The following is a 16150-nucleotide window of genomic DNA, read 5'->3' on the forward strand; positions in this document are numbered from 1 at the left end:
CGGGTAAGGCGAAGCCGCCACCCGGCAAAACGAATCGCGAGGCAAAAATGATCCACGTTGAAAATGTCAGTAAAACCTTTGTGCTCCACCAGCAAAACGGTGTCCGCCTGCCGGTACTGCAAAATGCCTCATTAGAGGTCAGCAACGGCGAATGCGTGGTGCTGCATGGCCATTCCGGCAGTGGAAAATCCACCCTGCTGCGCTCCCTGTATGCCAACTACCTGCCGGACGAAGGCCATATTCATATCCGCCATAACAATGAATGGGTCGATCTGGTCCAGGCTCCCGCGCGCAAGGTGCTGGAAGTACGCCGCTCGACGATCGGCTGGGTCAGCCAGTTCCTGCGGGTGATCCCGCGGATCTCTGCCCTGGACGTGGTCATGCAGCCCCTGCTGGATCTCGGCGTACCGCGCGAAACCTGCGCCGCTAAAGCCGCCAGCCTGCTGACGCGTCTCAACGTACCGGAGCGTCTGTGGCACCTCGCCCCGTCGACCTTTTCCGGCGGCGAACAGCAGCGCGTGAACATCGCCCGCGGCTTTATCGTCGATTACCCGATTTTACTTCTGGATGAACCCACCGCCTCGCTCGACAGTAAAAACAGCGCAGCGGTGATGGAACTGATCGAACAGGCCAAAGCGCGCGGCGCGGCGATCGTCGGGATCTTCCACGACGACGCCGTACGCCATCGCGTGGCGGACAGACTGCACCCGATGGGGACAAACGTATGATTATCAATAACGTCAGGCTGGTACTGGAAAATGAAGTCGTGAACGGCTCGGTTGAGGTCCGGGACGGTGTCATCCGCGCGTTTGCTGAAACCCAGAGCCGCTCACCGGACGCGATGGATGGCGAAGGCGGCTGGCTGCTGCCGGGGCTGATTGAGCTGCATACCGATAATCTTGATAAATTTTTCACGCCCCGCCCGAAGGTCGACTGGCCTGCTCATTCAGCGATGAGCAGCCACGACGCGCTGATGGTCGCCAGCGGCATCACCACGGTGCTGGACGCGGTGGCGATCGGCGACGTGCGCGACGGCGGCGATCGGCTGGAGAACCTGGAGAAGATGATCAACGCCGTGGAGGAGACGCAAAAGCGCGGCCTCAACCGCGCCGAGCACCGCCTGCACCTGCGCTGCGAGCTGCCGCACCACACCACCCTGCCGCTGTTTGAAAAGCTGGTGGGCCGCGAGCCGGTCTCGCTGGTTTCCCTGATGGATCACTCGCCGGGGCAGCGCCAGTTCGCCAACATTGAAAAGTATCGCGAATACTATCAGGGCAAATACGCGCTCAATGATGCCGAGATGGCGCGCTATGAAGAAGAGCAGCTCCAGCTTGCGGCGCGGTGGTCGCAGCCGAATCGTCTCTCCATTGCCGCGATGTGCCGTGACCGTAATATTGCCCTGGCCAGCCATGATGATGCCACGCACGACCATGTTCGCGAATCCCACCAGCTTGGGAGCGTGATCGCCGAATTTCCCACCACGTTCGAGGCGGCAGAGGCATCGCGTAAGCATGGCATGAACGTGCTAATGGGTGCGCCGAACATCGTGCGCGGCGGGTCACACTCCGGCAACGTGGCGGCAAGCAAGCTCGCCTCCCTCGGCCTGCTGGATATCCTCTCATCTGACTATTACCCCGCCAGCCTGCTGGACGCGGCCTTCCGCGTCGCGGACGACGAAGGCAATAGCTTCACGCTGCCGCAGGCGATTCGTCTGGTGACGAAAAACCCGGCCTCGGCGCTTAATCTTCACGATCGCGGGGAAATTGCCGAGGGGAAACGGGCCGATCTGGTGCTGGCGCACCTTAAGGGCGAGCACATTCATATCGACCACGTCTGGCGTCAGGGAAAAAGGGTGTTCTGATGGGAAGACTCATCTGGTTAATGGGCCCGTCCGGCTCCGGGAAGGACAGCCTGCTGTCGGCGTTACGGCAGCGGGAACACTCACAGCTGCTGGTGGCGCACCGCTATATCACGCGCGATGCCAACGCCGGAAGCGAAAACCATATCGCCCTGAGCGAGCAGGAGTTTTTTACCCGCGCCGGACAAAACCTGCTGGCGCTAAGCTGGCATGCCAACGGTTACTACTATGGCGTCGGCATTGAGATCGACCTCTGGCTGCACGCGGGGTTCGACGTGCTGGTTAACGGCTCACGGGCGCATCTCCCGCAGGCTCGCGCCCGGTACGAAGCGGCGCTGCTCCCGGTCTGTTTGCAGGTTTCCCCGGAGGTTCTGCGTAGCCGGCTGCAAAAGCGGGGGCGCGAAAACGCGCGCGAGATCGACCAGCGGCTGGAACGTGCGGCGCGCTACACCCCGTCGGGTTGCCATCTCCTCAATAACGACGGAAGTTTGCTACAGTCAGTCGAGACCTTTCTATCGCTTATTCGCCAGAAGGAGAAACAGCATGCCTGACTGCCAGCTTCGCCCCGCCACCGCCGACGATGCGCCGATCGTTTACGCTCTGATCTGCGAACTTAAGCAGGCCGAGTTCGATCATCAGGCGTTTCACGCCGGGTATCTGGCCAACTTGCAGGATCACAATATGCGCTACCAGCTGGCCGAGCTGGACGGGAAGATCATCGGGATGATCGGCCTGCACATGCAGTTTCACCTGCACCACGCCCGCTGGATCGGCGAGATCCAGGAGCTGGTGGTGATGCCGCAGGTGCGCGGATTGAAAGTGGGCAGCCAGCTGCTGGCCTGGGCAGAGGAGATCGCACGCCAGGCAGGCGCCGAGCTGACCGAGCTTTCCACCAGCGTGAAGCGCGTGGACGCGCACCGTTTTTATGTACGTGAAGGGTATACGCAAAGCCATTTCCGCTTCACCAAACCGCTGTAGAGGTGCGTTATGAGTCTGACGATCACGCTGACAGGAACGGGAGGGGCGCAGCTGGTGCCGGTGTTTGGCTGCGACTGCGCGGCGTGCCGACGGGCGCGTTTGCAGGAAAACCATCGCCGTCGCCCCTGTAGCGCGGCGGTGAAATTCAACGATGCGGTCACCTTGCTGGACGCAGGTATTCCACACCTGATGGACGACTGGCCCGCAGGGAGTTTCAGGCAGTTTTTGCTTACCCACTATCATATGGATCACGTTCAGGGGCTGTTTCCTCTGCGCTGGGGCGTGGGGGCGACCATTCCGGTTTACGGTCCGCCGGACGACGCAGGCTGTGACGACCTGTTCAAACATCCGGGCCTTCTCGATTTCAGCCACACGGTAGAGCCGTTTGTAACGTTTGAACTTCAGGGCTTGCGGGTCACGCCGCTGCCGCTCAACCATTCAAAACTCACATTTGGCTATCTGCTGGAGTCCGCCCACAGCCGCGTGGCGTGGCTTTCTGATACCGCCGGGCTACCGGATAAAACGGTGACGTTTCTGCTAAATAATCAGCCGCAGGCGATGATTATTGACTGTAGCCATGAACCGCGCCAGGAGACGCCGCCCAACCACTGTGATTTGAATACGGTGATTGCGCTGAACGAGGTGATTGGCTGTCCGCAGGTGATCCTGACGCATATCAGCCATCAGTTTGACGTCTGGATGATGGATAACCCGCTGCCGTCCGGCATTGAAGCGGGGTATGACGGGATGGTACTGGTGCTGGATTAGGTTTTGCCGGGTGGCGGCTGCGCCTTACCCGGCCTACGCGTTGCGATACCGGGGTTTACCACCGATCGTAATCATCCTCTAACCGGCGCTCATCCTCCTCTAACCGACGCCGGTCGTCATCCAGCTGCCGCTGACGCTCGTCTAAGCGCTGGCGTCGGTCTTCTAACTGCCGGCGACGATCGTCGTACTGGCGGCTGTCGGTTTGACGGCTGCGATCGTAACGATCGTCGTCATCGTCATTACGGCTGCTGCCGGGGTTATAGGCGTCGTTGATCGCCTGCTGAATATTGCCAATAGCATCATCAATCACATCGGCATGCGCCAGTTGGCTGGTTAAAGTCAGCAGACCCAATAACAGAGCGGTAGAGTAACGTTTCATAAGGCCAGACTCGCAGGTGAACTGGCCTTAAAGTAATGACTGGCTGTTAGCGGGAGTAGCGGAGGAATCTCAAATTACCCTCACCTTGCGCAGCGCCTGCGCCAGCTGTGCGCGGGTGAACGGTTTTCGCAGTAACGGAACGTCCGGCAGCTGCGGGTTATGCGCCGGGCGCAAATCCTGCCCGCTGATCAGCAGAACCGGCAACTGCGGATAGTGGCTGCGTACATGGCCGATCACCTCCGCACCGCTCAGGCCGCCCGGCAACATCAGGTCGCTGATAAACATGCCGATATCCGGTGATGCGTCCAGCATGTTCAACGCCTGCTCGCCGTTTTCGGCTTCAAGTGTCAGGTAGCCAAGCTGGTGCAGTTGCTCGCACAGGGTCTGACGCACGCCCGCCTCATCTTCCAGGACCAGCACAAGCAGCTCACTTTCTGCCGGGGCCGTGGTCGCCAGCACGACATCATCGGAGAACGCGGGCAGCGTCGAGCGCGGCAGCTGGAGCCGCACGGTGGTTCCCTGCCCCGGCGCGCTTTCGATCTCAACGCGACCACCCGACTGGCGCACAAAGCCGTACACCATCGACAGCCCTAACCCGCTGCCGCTGCCGGTCTGTTTGGTGGTGAAGAACGGTTCAAAGACCTGCGATTTCACCTCCTGCGACATCCCGCAGCCGTGGTCAATCACCTCCAGCGCGACCATATCCTGCCTGCGCCCGTCGCTGCGGGTCACACGCTGGTTCCAGGTGCGGATTTTGATCACACCGTATTGCCCCTCCATTGCGTCACGGGCGTTCATTACCAGGTTGATAATGGCGTTTTCCAGCTGGCTGACGTCAATCCATGCGGGCCACGCCGGGGTTTGCGCTTCAATATCCAGCGTCAGCGTGGCGGGAAGCGAGTGCCGCATCAGCTCGCTCAGGTTCTCCAGCAGCGGCTTCATCTCTACCGCATGGGGTTGCAGGGATTGCTTGCGCGAGAAGGCCAGCAGACGCTGGGTGAGCATGGCTCCGCGTTCCGCGGCTTTAAGCGCACGGGTGATGCGCGGCGCGTCCGGTGATGCCGAATCGGTCAGCTCCAGACTGCCGATAATCACCGCCAGCAGGTTATTAAAATCATGCGCCAGGCCACCCGTCAGTTGCCCGACCGCCTTCATTTTCTGGCTGTGCAGCAGCGCCTCCTCCAGCCCCTGACGTTCGATGCGGTCAACCTCCATCTGTGAGGTCTTCTCCTTCAGCAGCCGCGTGGTGTGCTCCAGCGAAGCGGTATTGCGGGCGAAAACGTTAAACGCGCGCGCCAGTTCCCCCAGCTCATCACGCCGCTGTAGCGCGGGCACCGACACATCCTGCTCCCCATGAGCGAGACGCGACATCGCCCTTGAGATAGCCGTCAGGTTGGAGCCCAGATTGCGGTAAATATACCAGCAGGCACAGCCGGTGATGATCAGCGCCAGCACCGCGAAGATGCTGATAAACACGCTGATGGATTGCAGCTCGTGATGGCTCTGGGCCGTGCGAAGCCGGGAAGCCTGCGCCACCTGTTCAACGTACTGATTAATGTCGCTGTTTAATATCGCCACCAGCGCCTTGATGTGGAACATGTACCAGCTGATGGACAGTTCGCTCTCCTCCAGCTGCGTCGACAGTGGTGCGAGCTTGCGCAGCTCATCATTAAAATCCGGGAGCACCAGGTTGGCCACCGGTTGCAGGGCGCTCGCGGATAACCCCGCGGTTACTGCATCCAGCTGCTGCACCGTGGCGCGCGGTGAAGGGGTATCAATGGCGGCAACGATCAGCCTGTCCATCTCTGCAAGCTGTCGGGCGTCTGGCACATTGCTCGCGTAACGGCGGTTGATATCCTGCAAATGACGCAGGTAGCTTTGGCTTTGATAGAGCGAGCTGAGCAGCGCGTTACGCTCCAGATGCCGCTTTTGCCCGCGCTCCAGCATTCCCGTCACGCTCTGCTGTAATTCATTACTCCTGCGAATAATTCGCGCCACCAGCGCCGGCTCCTGCTGCGCCAGCGGCGCATCGGCAAGTTGATCCAGCGAGTGGCGCAGCGCCATCTGCGTCTGTTTCAGCCGCTCGGCTTCGCCTTTGTACTCCAGCGCACCGACCACCTGCGACAGCCGCACCGCCGCCGTTGCCACATTTGCGGTATCACGGGCGAGGTTCATGCTGCCGGTCATGTCATCCAGCGTTTGCTGTTGGACCTGCTCCTGGATCTGGCTGGCGTGACGAAAGCCGAGCACCGCCACACCGCTGACCATCAGCGTGACGGCGACCACCAGCAGATTAAAAATCAGCAGGCGTCCGCGGGCGCTGGTGAAGAACGGGGGGCGTGAAGACATGGGTTTGGGCTCCTCTGCGGATTGGTGCCTTCACCCTGGCCCTCTCCCACAGGGAGAGGGAAAAGGAAAATGTGATGGCGATTAGCTATTCATAACTATGACAAATATGAACAGCTTCTGACATTTTGCATTTACGCGCCTGTGATGAAGTGCAGATATCGACATTCACAGGAGATCCGCCATGAGCAGAACCCCGGTTTTAGAGATGCGCCACATTGCCAAAACCTTTGGCAATTTCCACGCGCTCAAGGGCGTGGATTTGACGGTTTTCCCCGGTGAGATCCACGCGCTGATGGGGGAAAACGGCGCCGGAAAAAGCACGCTGATGAAGATCCTCGCAGGAGCCTATACCGCCAGCAGCGGCGACATCCTCATCGACGGCAAGCCATTTCACATCAAAGGTCCGAAGGATGCGCTGGCCGCAGGCATTACCCTGATTTATCAGGAGATGCAGCTTGCTCCTAACCTGACCGTGGCAGAAAACATTTTTCTCGGCAGCGAGCTGTCGCGCGGCGGGCTGGTCCAGCGCAAAGAGATGGCTGCCCAGGCGCAGGCGGTCATTGACCGCCTCGGTGCGCAGTTCAGCGCCACCGACCTGGTCATGAAGCTGACGATCGCCGAGCAGCAGCAGGTGGAGATCGCCCGCGCCCTGCACCGCAACAGCCGCATTCTGGTGATGGACGAACCTACCGCCGCCCTCTCCTCACGCGAAACCCACCGTCTGTTCGAACTGATTTTGCGCCTGCGCGATGAAGGCATGGCGATTATTTACATCAGCCACCGGATGGCGGAAGTGTATGAACTCTCGGACCGCGTCAGCGTGCTGCGCGACGGGCAATACGTCGGCAGCCTGACGCGCGACAGGCTCAACGCCTCCGAGCTGGTGCGCATGATGGTGGGCCGTCCGCTCAGCGATCTGTTTAACAAAGAGCGCGATATTCCCCTCGGCAGCCCGCGTCTTAACGTCCACCACCTCACCGACGGCAAAAAAGTGCAGCCCTGTAGTTTGCAGGTGCGCTCCGGTGAAATCGTCGGACTGGCGGGTCTGGTCGGGGCCGGGCGTTCCGAGCTGGCGCAGCTGATCTTCGGCGTGCGCAAAGCCACCGGCGGCATGATTGAGGTGGACGGCGAACCGGTGGTGATCCACTCCCCGCGCGCGGCCATTGAGAACGGCATCGGTTTTCTTACCGAGAACCGCAAGGAGCAAGGTCTGTTTCTGGAGCTGGCGGCGCAGGAGAACATCACTATGGCGACGCTGGAGCGCGACGCCACCTTCGGCTGGCTGAACCGCAAAAAAGCGCAGTCGATTTCCGATGACGCCATCGCCCTGCTCAATATCCGCGTGCCCCATTCACAGGTGCGCGCGGGCGGGCTCTCCGGCGGCAACCAGCAAAAACTGCTGATCTCCCGCTGGGTGGCGATAGGCCCGCGCATTCTGATTCTGGACGAGCCCACGCGCGGCGTAGACGTCGGCGCAAAAAGCGAGATCTACCGCATCATGAACCAGATGGCGCGCAAAGGCGTTGCGATACTGATGATCTCCAGCGAGCTGCCGGAAGTAGTAGGGATGAGCGACCGGGTGTACGTGATGCGGGAAGGCAGCATTGCGGGTGAACTGCACGGGCGCGACATCTCTCAGGAAAACATCATGACGCTGGCAACCGGCGTAAACGACACACATCATCAGGCGGTGTAATTATGACAACTCCAACCCATCCGCAGCAGGTGGCGAAATCCGCCTCCGCCAAAAAAATGCTGATGAGCGATCTGATGCAAACGATCGGCATTTTGCCGATTTTAATCCTGATTGTGGCGGTATTTGGCTTTATCGCCCCGAACTTTTTCACCGAGAGCAACCTGCTCAACATTACCCGGCAGGCGTCGATCAACATTGTCCTGGCGGCCGGGATGACCTTCATCATCCTGACCGGCGGGATTGACCTCTCCGTGGGCTCGATTCTGGGCACCACGGCAGTGGCAGCGATGGTAGTGTCGCTTATCCCTGAATTTGCGATGCTCTCCATTCCGGCGGCGCTGATGCTCGGTATGGTGCTGGGGCTGTTCAACGGTGCGCTGGTGGCCTTCGCCGGACTTCCGCCGTTTATCGTCACGCTCGGCACCTATACGGCGCTGCGCGGCGCGGCCTATCTGCTGGCGGACGGCACGACGGTTATTAACTCCAACATTAACTTCGAGTGGATCGGCAATAACTACCTCGGCCCGATTCCGTGGCTGGTGGTGATCGCCCTGGCGGTGATTGTGGTGTGCTGGTTCATCCTGCGCCGCACCACCCTCGGCGTTCACATCTATGCGGTTGGTGGCAACATGCAGGCGGCACGCTTAACCGGCATTAAGGTCTGGCTGGTGCTGCTGTTTGTCTACGGCATGAGTGGCCTGCTCTCGGGCTTAGGCGGCGTGATGAGCGCTTCACGTCTCTACAGCGCCAACGGCAACCTCGGCACGGGGTACGAGCTGGATGCGATTGCGGCGGTGATCCTCGGCGGCACCAGCTTCGTCGGCGGGATCGGCACGATCACCGGCACCCTGGTGGGCGCGCTGATCATCGCCACCCTCAACAACGGCATGACGCTGATGGGCGTCTCCTATTTCTGGCAGCTGGTGATCAAAGGGGCGGTGATCATCATAGCGGTGCTGATCGACAAATACCGTACCCGACACCATCAAAGTGCATAACAACAATACCCTACGTGAGGAATACAGCATGAGATTGAAGCCCTTAGTGACCGCGCTCTGTGCTGGCGCGCTGCTGGCCGCAACCCCGTTTGCGCAGGCAAAAGATCTGAAATCCATCGGCGTGACGGTGGGTGACCTGGCTAACCCGTTCTTCGTGCAGATCACCAAAGGTGCCGAGCTGGAAGCGCGCAAGCTGGCGGGGGACAACGTCAAGGTGACGCTGGTCTCCAGCGGGTACGATCTGGGCCAGCAGGTGTCGCAGATCGATAACTTCATTGCGGCGAAAGTAGACATGATCATCCTCAATGCCGCGGATTCCAAAGGGATCGGCCCCGCGGTAAAACGCGCTAAAGAGGCGGGGATCGTGGTCGTGGCGGTGGACGTGGCGGCGGAAGGGGCCGATGCGACCATCACCTCCGATAACACTCAGGCGGGAGAAATGGCCTGTAAGTACATTACCGACCGCCTGAAAGGTAAAGGCAACGTGGTGATCATCAACGGACCGCCGGTTTCTGCGGTACAAAACCGCGTGGAGGGCTGCCAGACCGAGTTCAGGCGCCACCCGGATATCAAAGTGCTCTCGGATAATCAGAACGCCAAAGGCAGCCGCGAAGGCGGCCTGGAGGTCATGACCTCCCTGCTGGCGGCCAATCCGAAGATCGACGGCGTATTCGCGATTAACGATCCGACCGCGATCGGCGCCGATCTGGCGGCTAAACAGGCTCAACGCAACGAATTCTTTATCGTTGGCGTGGATGGCAGCCCGGATGGTGAAGAAGCCCTGAAGCGCGAAAACTCGCTGTTTGTTGCTACCCCGGCGCAGGATCCGCAGGTGATGGCGGCGAAGGCGGTGGAGATTGGCTATGACATTCTTCAGGGCAAACCTGCGCCGAAAGAGCCCGTGCTGATCCCGGTGACGATGATCGATAAAAAGAACGTCGGCACGTATAAGGGGTGGACGGTTAAGTAAGCCCCTCACCCCGACCCTCTCCCCAAAGGGGAGAGGGTGTTCAAGTTCCCTCTCCCCTTTGGGGAGAGGGTTAGGGTAAGGGGGCGGCGAAAACTCAAGGAGTCCCCATGAAACGCTCCGACATCAATGAAATCCTCGGCCACACGCGGCAGTTCTTCTCCATGCACGACGTGCATCTCCCGCCTTTTGCCAGCTTTCCGCCGACAAAATGGCAGCAGCTTGACCAGGCAGCATGGCAGGAGGTGTTTGACCTCAGGCTCGGCTGGGACGTGACGGCATTTGGTGGCAACAACTTCGCTGCACAGGGGTTAACGCTTTTCACCCTGCGCAACGGCTCCCCCAACGGCGTGCCCTATGAAAAGTGCTATGCCGAAAAAATCATGCACGTCCGCGACGGCCAGGTGACGCCGATGCATTTTCACTGGCGCAAGCGGGAGGACATTATTAACCGCGGCGGCGGGAATCTGATTATTGAGTTATGGAATGCGGGCGCGCATGAAGAGACCGAAAACACCGACGTGACCGTCACGATAGACGGCTGTCGGCAGACGCACGCGCCCGGCAGCCAGCTGCGCCTCACGCCTGGGGAGAGCATCTGCCTGACGCCCGGCCTGTACCACAGTTTCTGGGGTGAACGCGGCTTTGGTGACGTGCTGGTGGGCGAAGTGTCGTCGGTCAATGACGATGAACACGACAACCACTTTTTACAGCCCATTGACCGCTACAACACCATTGAAGAAGACGAACCGGCGGTGCTGGTGCTGTGCAACGAGTACACCCTCTTTCGGATATAAGGAGTGAATGATGCCATTGATTTCTCTTGCCGACGGTCTGGCCCACGCCAGGGAACACCGCTACGCCCTGGGCGCGTTCAACGTGCTCGACTCCCATTTCCTGCGCGCGCTGTTTGCCGCCGCGAAGCAGGAACGCTCGCCGTTTATCATCAACATCGCCGAAGTGCATTTTAAGTACGTGTCTCTGGAGTCGCTGGTGGAAGCGGTGAAATTCGAAGCTGCCCGCCACGATATTCCCGTGGTGCTTAACCTCGACCACGGCCTGCATTTTGAGGCGGTGGTGCGCGCCCTGCGTTTAGGGTTCAGCTCGGTGATGTTCGACGGCTCCACGCTGAGCTATGAGGAAAATATCCGCCAGACCCGGGAAGTGGTGAAGATGTGCCACGCGGTGGGCGTCTCGGTAGAGGCGGAGCTGGGCGCGGTAGGCGGGGATGAAGGTGGCGCGCTGTACGGTCATGCGGATGAAGCCTTCTTTACCGACCCGCAACTGGCGCGCGAATTTGTTGATTCAACCGGCATCGATGCGCTGGCGGTTGCCATTGGCAACGCGCACGGCAAATACAAGGGCGAGCCGAAGCTTGATTTTCCGCGTCTGGACGCCATTCGCCAGCAGACGGGCCTGCCGCTGGTTTTACACGGTGGCTCTGGCATAAGCGACACTGATTTCCGCCGCGCCATTGAACTCGGTATTCATAAAATCAATTTCTATACCGGCATGTCGCAGGCCGCACTTGCCGCCGTTGAGCAACGCATGGCGAACCGACAATCGCTTTACGATGAGTTTGCCGAGCTGCTGCTGGGCATTGAAGAGGCCATTACCGATACGGTTGCGGAACAGATGCGCATCTTCGGCAGTGCGGGGCAGGCCTAATGGAACGCAAAGGGATCGTCGCCGCAGGCAATATGCTGGTGGATCACGTCCACCAGATCGTACAGTGGCCGGAGCGCGGCTGGCTGGCAGAAATCACCCACAGCGAACGCTCAACCGGCGGTGCGCCGCTCAACGTTCTGCTGACGCTGGCAAAAATGCACGTCGGCCTGCCGTTACAGGCGGTGGGGCTGATTGGGGAAGACAGCGACGGAGACTATATTCTGGCGATGCTCGACCAGTATCACGTCAATCGCCAGCGCGTGCAGCGCACGACGTTCTCCCCAACGTCGATGTCGCAGGTGATGACCGACCCCAGCGGACAGCGCACCTTTTTCCACTCGCCGGGCGCCAACCGCCTGCTGGATCTTCCCGCCTTCGATCGTTTAGATGGATCGCTGAAGATCTTCCATCTCGGCTACCTGCTGCTGCTCGACAGCCTGGACATGCCGGACGAGGAATTTGGCACCCGCAGCGCCCGGTTACTGGCACAAATGCACGATCAGGGGTATGAGACCTCGCTCGATCTGGTGTCCCGCAAGGGCGACCCGCGCTATCAGCCGCTGGTGCTCCCTGCCCTGCGCCATCTTGATTATCTGGTGATTAACGAGCTGGAAGCCGGTGAGTTTAGCGGGCTTGAGATCCGCGACGGCCATGATGCGCTGAACATGGCCCATATCGCCGACGCTGCCGCACAGCTGCTGGCGGCAGGCGTGCGACAGCGGGTGGTGATCCACTGTCCGGAAGGGGCATGGGGTGAAGCGCCGGGTGAAAAAGGGCAATGGGTTCCGTCGTGGAAGCTGACGCAGGACGAGATTATCGGTAGCGTCGGCGCGGGCGACGCGTTTTGCGCGGGCTTTTTATACGGCTGCCATGAATCCCTGCCGCTGACGGAGAGTATTTATCTGGCGCACGCCTGCGCGCGGGCCAGCCTGCTGGCGGCTAATGCAATTGACGGCGCGAAAACGCTGGCCGAACTTCAGACGTTTATTCAGGAGAACGGTCAGGCGGCTTTCTCATGATGGGAAACGTCCGTGGCAAAAACATAGCCCAGACCGCGAATGGTTTTGATCAGCAGAGGCTGGTGCGGATTGACCTCAATTTTTCGCCGCAGCCGCATGATCAGCACGTCGATAGTGCGGTCAAAGACCTCGGCGCTTTCGCTGTGGGTCAGCTCCAGCAGTTGTTCACGGCTCAGTACCCGGCGGGCGTTTTGCGTTAATGCCAGCAGCAGGCCATATTCGCCCTGGGTTAACGGCACGGTATTACGCTGCGGATCGCTCAGCTCGCAGCGGGTGGTGTCCAGCGTCCAGCCGTTAAAAGCAATACCCTCAACGCGCGGCGCGGCAGGCTCCGCGGCCAGCGCGCCGGTACGACGCAGCACCGCCTTAACGCGGGCGACCACCACGCGCGGATTGAACGGTTTTCCGATGTAATCATCAGCGCCCATTTCCAGCCCAACGACTACATCTGATTCACTTCCCAGCCCCGTCAGCATCACCACCGGTAGCGACGGTCGCCGCTTTTGCATCTGCAGCAAAACCTGTAATCCGTTGATATCCGGCAGCATCATGTCCAGCAGAACCAGCGCAATGCCGGAGTCCTGCTGGACACGGTTCACTGCTTCCTGACCGGTGTGACACGTCAGCACGGTAAAGACGTGCTCGCTGAGCACATCCTGTAGCAGTTCGCAGACTGCGACATCATCATCAACCACCAGAATCGCCGGTTTCATCGCATGCTTCCGTCAGGGAATTATGTTAAGTCTGAACCATTCTGCCGCCGACTCCAGCCGAATTGTTTTTTACGTGACGGAAATTCAATCCATGTCACATCCCCTGCCCTTTCGACACGTCAATTTTGACGATTGGCTGTTTTTCGTCAGGGTTTTGCCCCGCAAAGGGTCGTAAAGTCAGGAAATACCCATAGTAAAAACATGGCATAGAAGCTGCATATTGGGCAGGTAAGAACTGTTTAACTGGAGCAAAGTGATGAAAAAAGTCGTCACGGTTTGCCCTTATTGTGCCTCAGGTTGCAAGATCCACCTGGTGGTCGATAACGGCAAAATCGTCCGGGCGGAAGCGGCGCAGGGTAAAACCAATCAGGGCACGCTGTGCCTGAAAGGGTACTACGGCTGGGATTTTATTAACGATACCCAAATCCTCACGCCGCGCCTGAAAACCCCTATGATCCGCCGCGAGCGCGGCGGCAAACTGGAAGCCGTCTCCTGGAATGAAGCGCTGGATTACGTCGCCACGCGCCTCAGCGCCATCAAGGCCAAGTATGGCCCGGATGCGATTCAGACCACCGGCTCCTCACGCGGAACCGGGAATGAAACCAACTATGTGATGCAAAAATTCGCGCGCGCCGTTATTGGTACCAATAACGTCGACTGCTGCGCTCGCGTCTGACACGGCCCATCGGTTGCAGGTCTGCACCAGTCGGTCGGTAACGGCGCAATGAGTAATGCCATCAATGAGATAGATAACACCGATCTGGTGTTCATCTTCGGCTATAACCCGGCGGATTCTCACCCTATCGTCGCGAATCACGTGATTCGCGCCAAACAGAACGGGGCGAAAATCATCGTCTGCGATCCGCGCAAAATTGAAACCGCGCGCATTGCCGATATGCACATCGCACTGAAAAACGGCTCGAATATCGCGCTGTTAAATGCAATGGGGCACGTCATTATTGAGGAGAACCTCTACGACCAGGCGTTTGTCGCAAGCCGTACGGAAGGGTTTGAAGAGTATCGCAAGATTGTCGAAGGCTATACGCCGGAGTCCGTTGAGGCGATAACCGGCGTCAGCGCACAGGAGATCCGCCAGGCGGCGCGGATGTACGCCGGAGCGAAAACCGCCGCTATTCTGTGGGGTATGGGCGTGACCCAGTTCTACCAGGGCGTGGAAACCGTGCGCTCGCTCACCAGCCTCGCCATGTTGACCGGCAATCTGGGTAAAGCGCATGTGGGCGTGAACCCGGTACGTGGTCAGAATAACGTGCAGGGCGCGTGCGACATGGGCGCGCTGCCGGACACCTATCCGGGCTACCAGTACGTCAAATTCCCGGAAAATCGCGAGAAATTCGCGAAGGCCTGGGGCGTGGAGAGCCTGCCTGAGCACACGGGGTATCGCATCAGCGAGCTGCCGCACCGCGCGGCGCACGGTGAAGTGCGTGCGGCCTACATCATGGGTGAAGATCCGCTCCAGACCGACGCCGAGTTGTCTGCGGTGCGTAAAGGGTTTGAGGATCTGGAGCTGGTGATTGTTCAGGATATCTTTATGACCAAAACCGCGGCGGCGGCGGATGTGATTTTACCGTCGACCTCCTGGGGAGAGCATGAAGGTGTCTATACGGCGGCAGACCGCGGCTTCCAGCGCTTCTTCAAGGCTGTCGAGCCGAAGTGGGATCTGAAAACGGACTGGCAGATCATCAGCGAAATCGCCACCCGCATGGGCTACCCGATGCACTACAACAACACCCAGGAGATCTGGGACGAGTTGCGGCATCTGTGCCCGGACTTTTATGGGGCAACCTATGAAAAAATGGGTGAGCTAGGCTACATCCAGTGGCCATGCCGGGATGAGTCAGAGGCGGATCAGGGAACGTCGTACCTCTTTAAAGAAAAATTCGACACCCCGAACGGGCTGGCGCAATTCTTCACCTGCGACTGGGTCGCGCCGATCGATAAACTCACCGACGAGTATCCGATGGTGCTCTCCACCGTGCGTGAAGTGGGCCATTACTCCTGCCGTTCCATGACCGGCAACTGCGCCGCGCTGGCGGCGCTGGCGGATGAACCGGGCTACGCGCAGATCAACACCGCCGATGCCGAACGGCTCGGTATTGAAGATGAAGCGCTGGTGTGGGTGAACTCGCGTAAAGGCCGCATCATTACCCGCGCGCAGGTCAGCGACCGTCCGAACAAAGGCGCGGTCTATATGACCTACCAGTGGTGGATTGGCGCCTGTAACGAGCTGGTGACGGAGAACTTAAGTCCGATAACCAAAACGCCGGAGTATAAATACTGCGCCGTAAACGTGGAGCCCATAGCGGATCAGCGCGCAGCGGAACAGTACGTGATCGACGAATATAACAAGCTGAAAGCCCGCCTGCGTGAAAGCGCAATGGGATGAAGCTGTTAATTAATCGCTGACTAAATGGGGTGAGATATTCACCCCATTATTATTTCTGGCATCGCTATTAATAATAACAATATATTTCTCTGAAGACGTCTCGCAGAAAAATGTAATTTGCGCGAAAATTAATTACATCTTTGCATTTTAATTCAGAGGGATAAGATATGCGGCGGGTGCTTAAGACTTTCTGTCTTGAGCATTGTTGAGGGACAGAAAGTGGAAAGCCCCGGGAAATTTGCATTTACCTGTACTGCACCCATTTTGTTGGACGATGAAATGGAATAGTCCCTGATATGTCAAAGCCAAAATACCCCTTCGAAAAGCGCCTTGAAGTCGTGAATCACTACTTC

The 16150-nt window shown here is 59.0% G+C and carries 15 protein-coding genes; 12 read left to right on the forward strand and 3 right to left on the reverse strand.

The window, feature by feature from the left end; genetic code table 11:
- Window positions 1-47 precede the first annotated feature (47 nt).
- Genes phnL through phnP form a run of 5 tightly spaced genes read left to right on the forward strand, consistent with a single transcriptional unit; the run spans window position 48 to window position 3604 of the window.
- A complete protein-coding gene (gene phnL / locus ACOTX2_RS23900) occupies window positions 48-728 on the forward strand; it encodes a phosphonate C-P lyase system protein PhnL (RefSeq protein ID WP_022646780.1) in 681 nt (226 codons plus the stop codon).
- Complete coding sequence (gene phnM / locus ACOTX2_RS23905; protein WP_063148475.1) at window positions 725-1861, forward strand: alpha-D-ribose 1-methylphosphonate 5-triphosphate diphosphatase; 1137 nt, start codon at window positions 725-727, stop codon at window positions 1859-1861. Before phnL ends, phnM begins: the two co-directional genes overlap by 4 nt.
- Window positions 1858-2409 (forward strand): ribose 1,5-bisphosphokinase, encoded by a 552-nt coding sequence (gene phnN / locus ACOTX2_RS23910; RefSeq protein WP_032621424.1) that lies wholly within the window; start codon window positions 1858-1860, stop codon window positions 2407-2409. Before phnM ends, phnN begins: the two co-directional genes overlap by 4 nt.
- Window positions 2402-2836 (forward strand): aminoalkylphosphonate N-acetyltransferase, encoded by a 435-nt coding sequence (gene phnO, locus ACOTX2_RS23915; protein ID WP_063148474.1) that lies wholly within the window; start codon window positions 2402-2404, stop codon window positions 2834-2836. Before phnN ends, phnO begins: the two co-directional genes overlap by 8 nt.
- A 9-nt stretch (window positions 2837-2845) precedes the next feature.
- Entirely contained in the window at window positions 2846-3604 is a 759-nt protein-coding gene (gene phnP, locus ACOTX2_RS23920) for a phosphonate metabolism protein PhnP (protein ID WP_063148473.1), read from the forward strand.
- A gap of 55 nt (window positions 3605-3659) precedes the next feature.
- Here phnP and yjdP read toward each other — a convergent pair whose 3' ends face one another.
- Window positions 3660-3983: a DDRRRQL repeat protein YjdP gene (yjdP, locus tag ACOTX2_RS23925; protein WP_017382647.1), complete on the reverse strand. Its 324-nt coding sequence runs from the start codon at window positions 3981-3983 to the stop codon at window positions 3660-3662.
- Between the two features lie 69 nt (window positions 3984-4052).
- Window positions 4053-6332 (reverse strand): hybrid sensor histidine kinase/response regulator, encoded by a 2280-nt coding sequence (locus ACOTX2_RS23930; protein WP_063148472.1) that lies wholly within the window; start codon window positions 6330-6332, stop codon window positions 4053-4055.
- A 181-nt stretch (window positions 6333-6513) separates the two neighbouring features.
- Here ACOTX2_RS23930 and ACOTX2_RS23935 point away from each other — a divergent pair, with 181 nt between their 5' ends.
- The 6 genes from ACOTX2_RS23935 (at window position 6514) to ACOTX2_RS23960 (ending at window position 12680) form a co-directional block, all read left to right on the forward strand.
- Window positions 6514-8028 (forward strand): sugar ABC transporter ATP-binding protein, encoded by a 1515-nt coding sequence (locus ACOTX2_RS23935; RefSeq protein WP_023299107.1) that lies wholly within the window; start codon window positions 6514-6516, stop codon window positions 8026-8028.
- A gap of 2 nt (window positions 8029-8030) precedes the next feature.
- Window positions 8031-9026, forward strand: coding sequence for an ABC transporter permease subunit (locus tag ACOTX2_RS23940; protein WP_003860239.1), 996 nt, complete (start codon window positions 8031-8033; stop codon window positions 9024-9026).
- Window positions 9027-9054: 28 nt separating this feature from the next.
- Window positions 9055-9996, forward strand: a complete 942-nt coding sequence (locus ACOTX2_RS23945; RefSeq protein WP_003860240.1) for an ABC transporter substrate-binding protein — start codon at window positions 9055-9057, stop codon at window positions 9994-9996.
- A gap of 107 nt (window positions 9997-10103) precedes the next feature.
- Window positions 10104-10790, forward strand: coding sequence for a D-lyxose/D-mannose family sugar isomerase (locus ACOTX2_RS23950; protein ID WP_045309106.1), 687 nt, complete (start codon window positions 10104-10106; stop codon window positions 10788-10790).
- A 10-nt stretch (window positions 10791-10800) separates the two neighbouring features.
- A complete protein-coding gene (locus ACOTX2_RS23955; RefSeq protein ID WP_022646771.1) occupies window positions 10801-11661 on the forward strand; it encodes a ketose 1,6-bisphosphate aldolase in 861 nt (286 codons plus the stop codon).
- Window positions 11661-12680, forward strand: a complete 1020-nt coding sequence (locus tag ACOTX2_RS23960; protein ID WP_023299104.1) for a carbohydrate kinase family protein — start codon at window positions 11661-11663, stop codon at window positions 12678-12680. Before ACOTX2_RS23955 ends, ACOTX2_RS23960 begins: the two co-directional genes overlap by 1 nt.
- Here the strand turns inward: ACOTX2_RS23960 and ACOTX2_RS23965 are convergent.
- Window positions 12662-13393 carry a response regulator gene (locus tag ACOTX2_RS23965; RefSeq protein ID WP_022646769.1) on the reverse strand — a complete coding sequence of 244 codons (732 nt, stop codon included), beginning with the start codon at window positions 13391-13393 and terminating at the stop codon, window positions 12662-12664. The genes ACOTX2_RS23960 and ACOTX2_RS23965 overlap by 19 nt on opposite strands.
- 256 nt (window positions 13394-13649) lie before the next feature.
- On the opposite strand from ACOTX2_RS23965, the gene fdhF reads away from it, so the two are divergent.
- On the forward strand, window positions 13650-15797 hold the full coding sequence (fdhF, locus tag ACOTX2_RS23970; protein WP_080298763.1) for a formate dehydrogenase subunit alpha: 2148 nt from the start codon (window positions 13650-13652) through the stop codon (window positions 15795-15797).
- Window positions 15798-16150 lie beyond the last annotated feature (353 nt).

Origin of the sequence: Enterobacter cloacae complex sp. IR5412 (assembly GCF_049237385.1) — a bacterium.
Taxonomy (GTDB): Bacteria; Pseudomonadota; Gammaproteobacteria; order Enterobacterales; family Enterobacteriaceae; genus Enterobacter; species Enterobacter intestinihominis.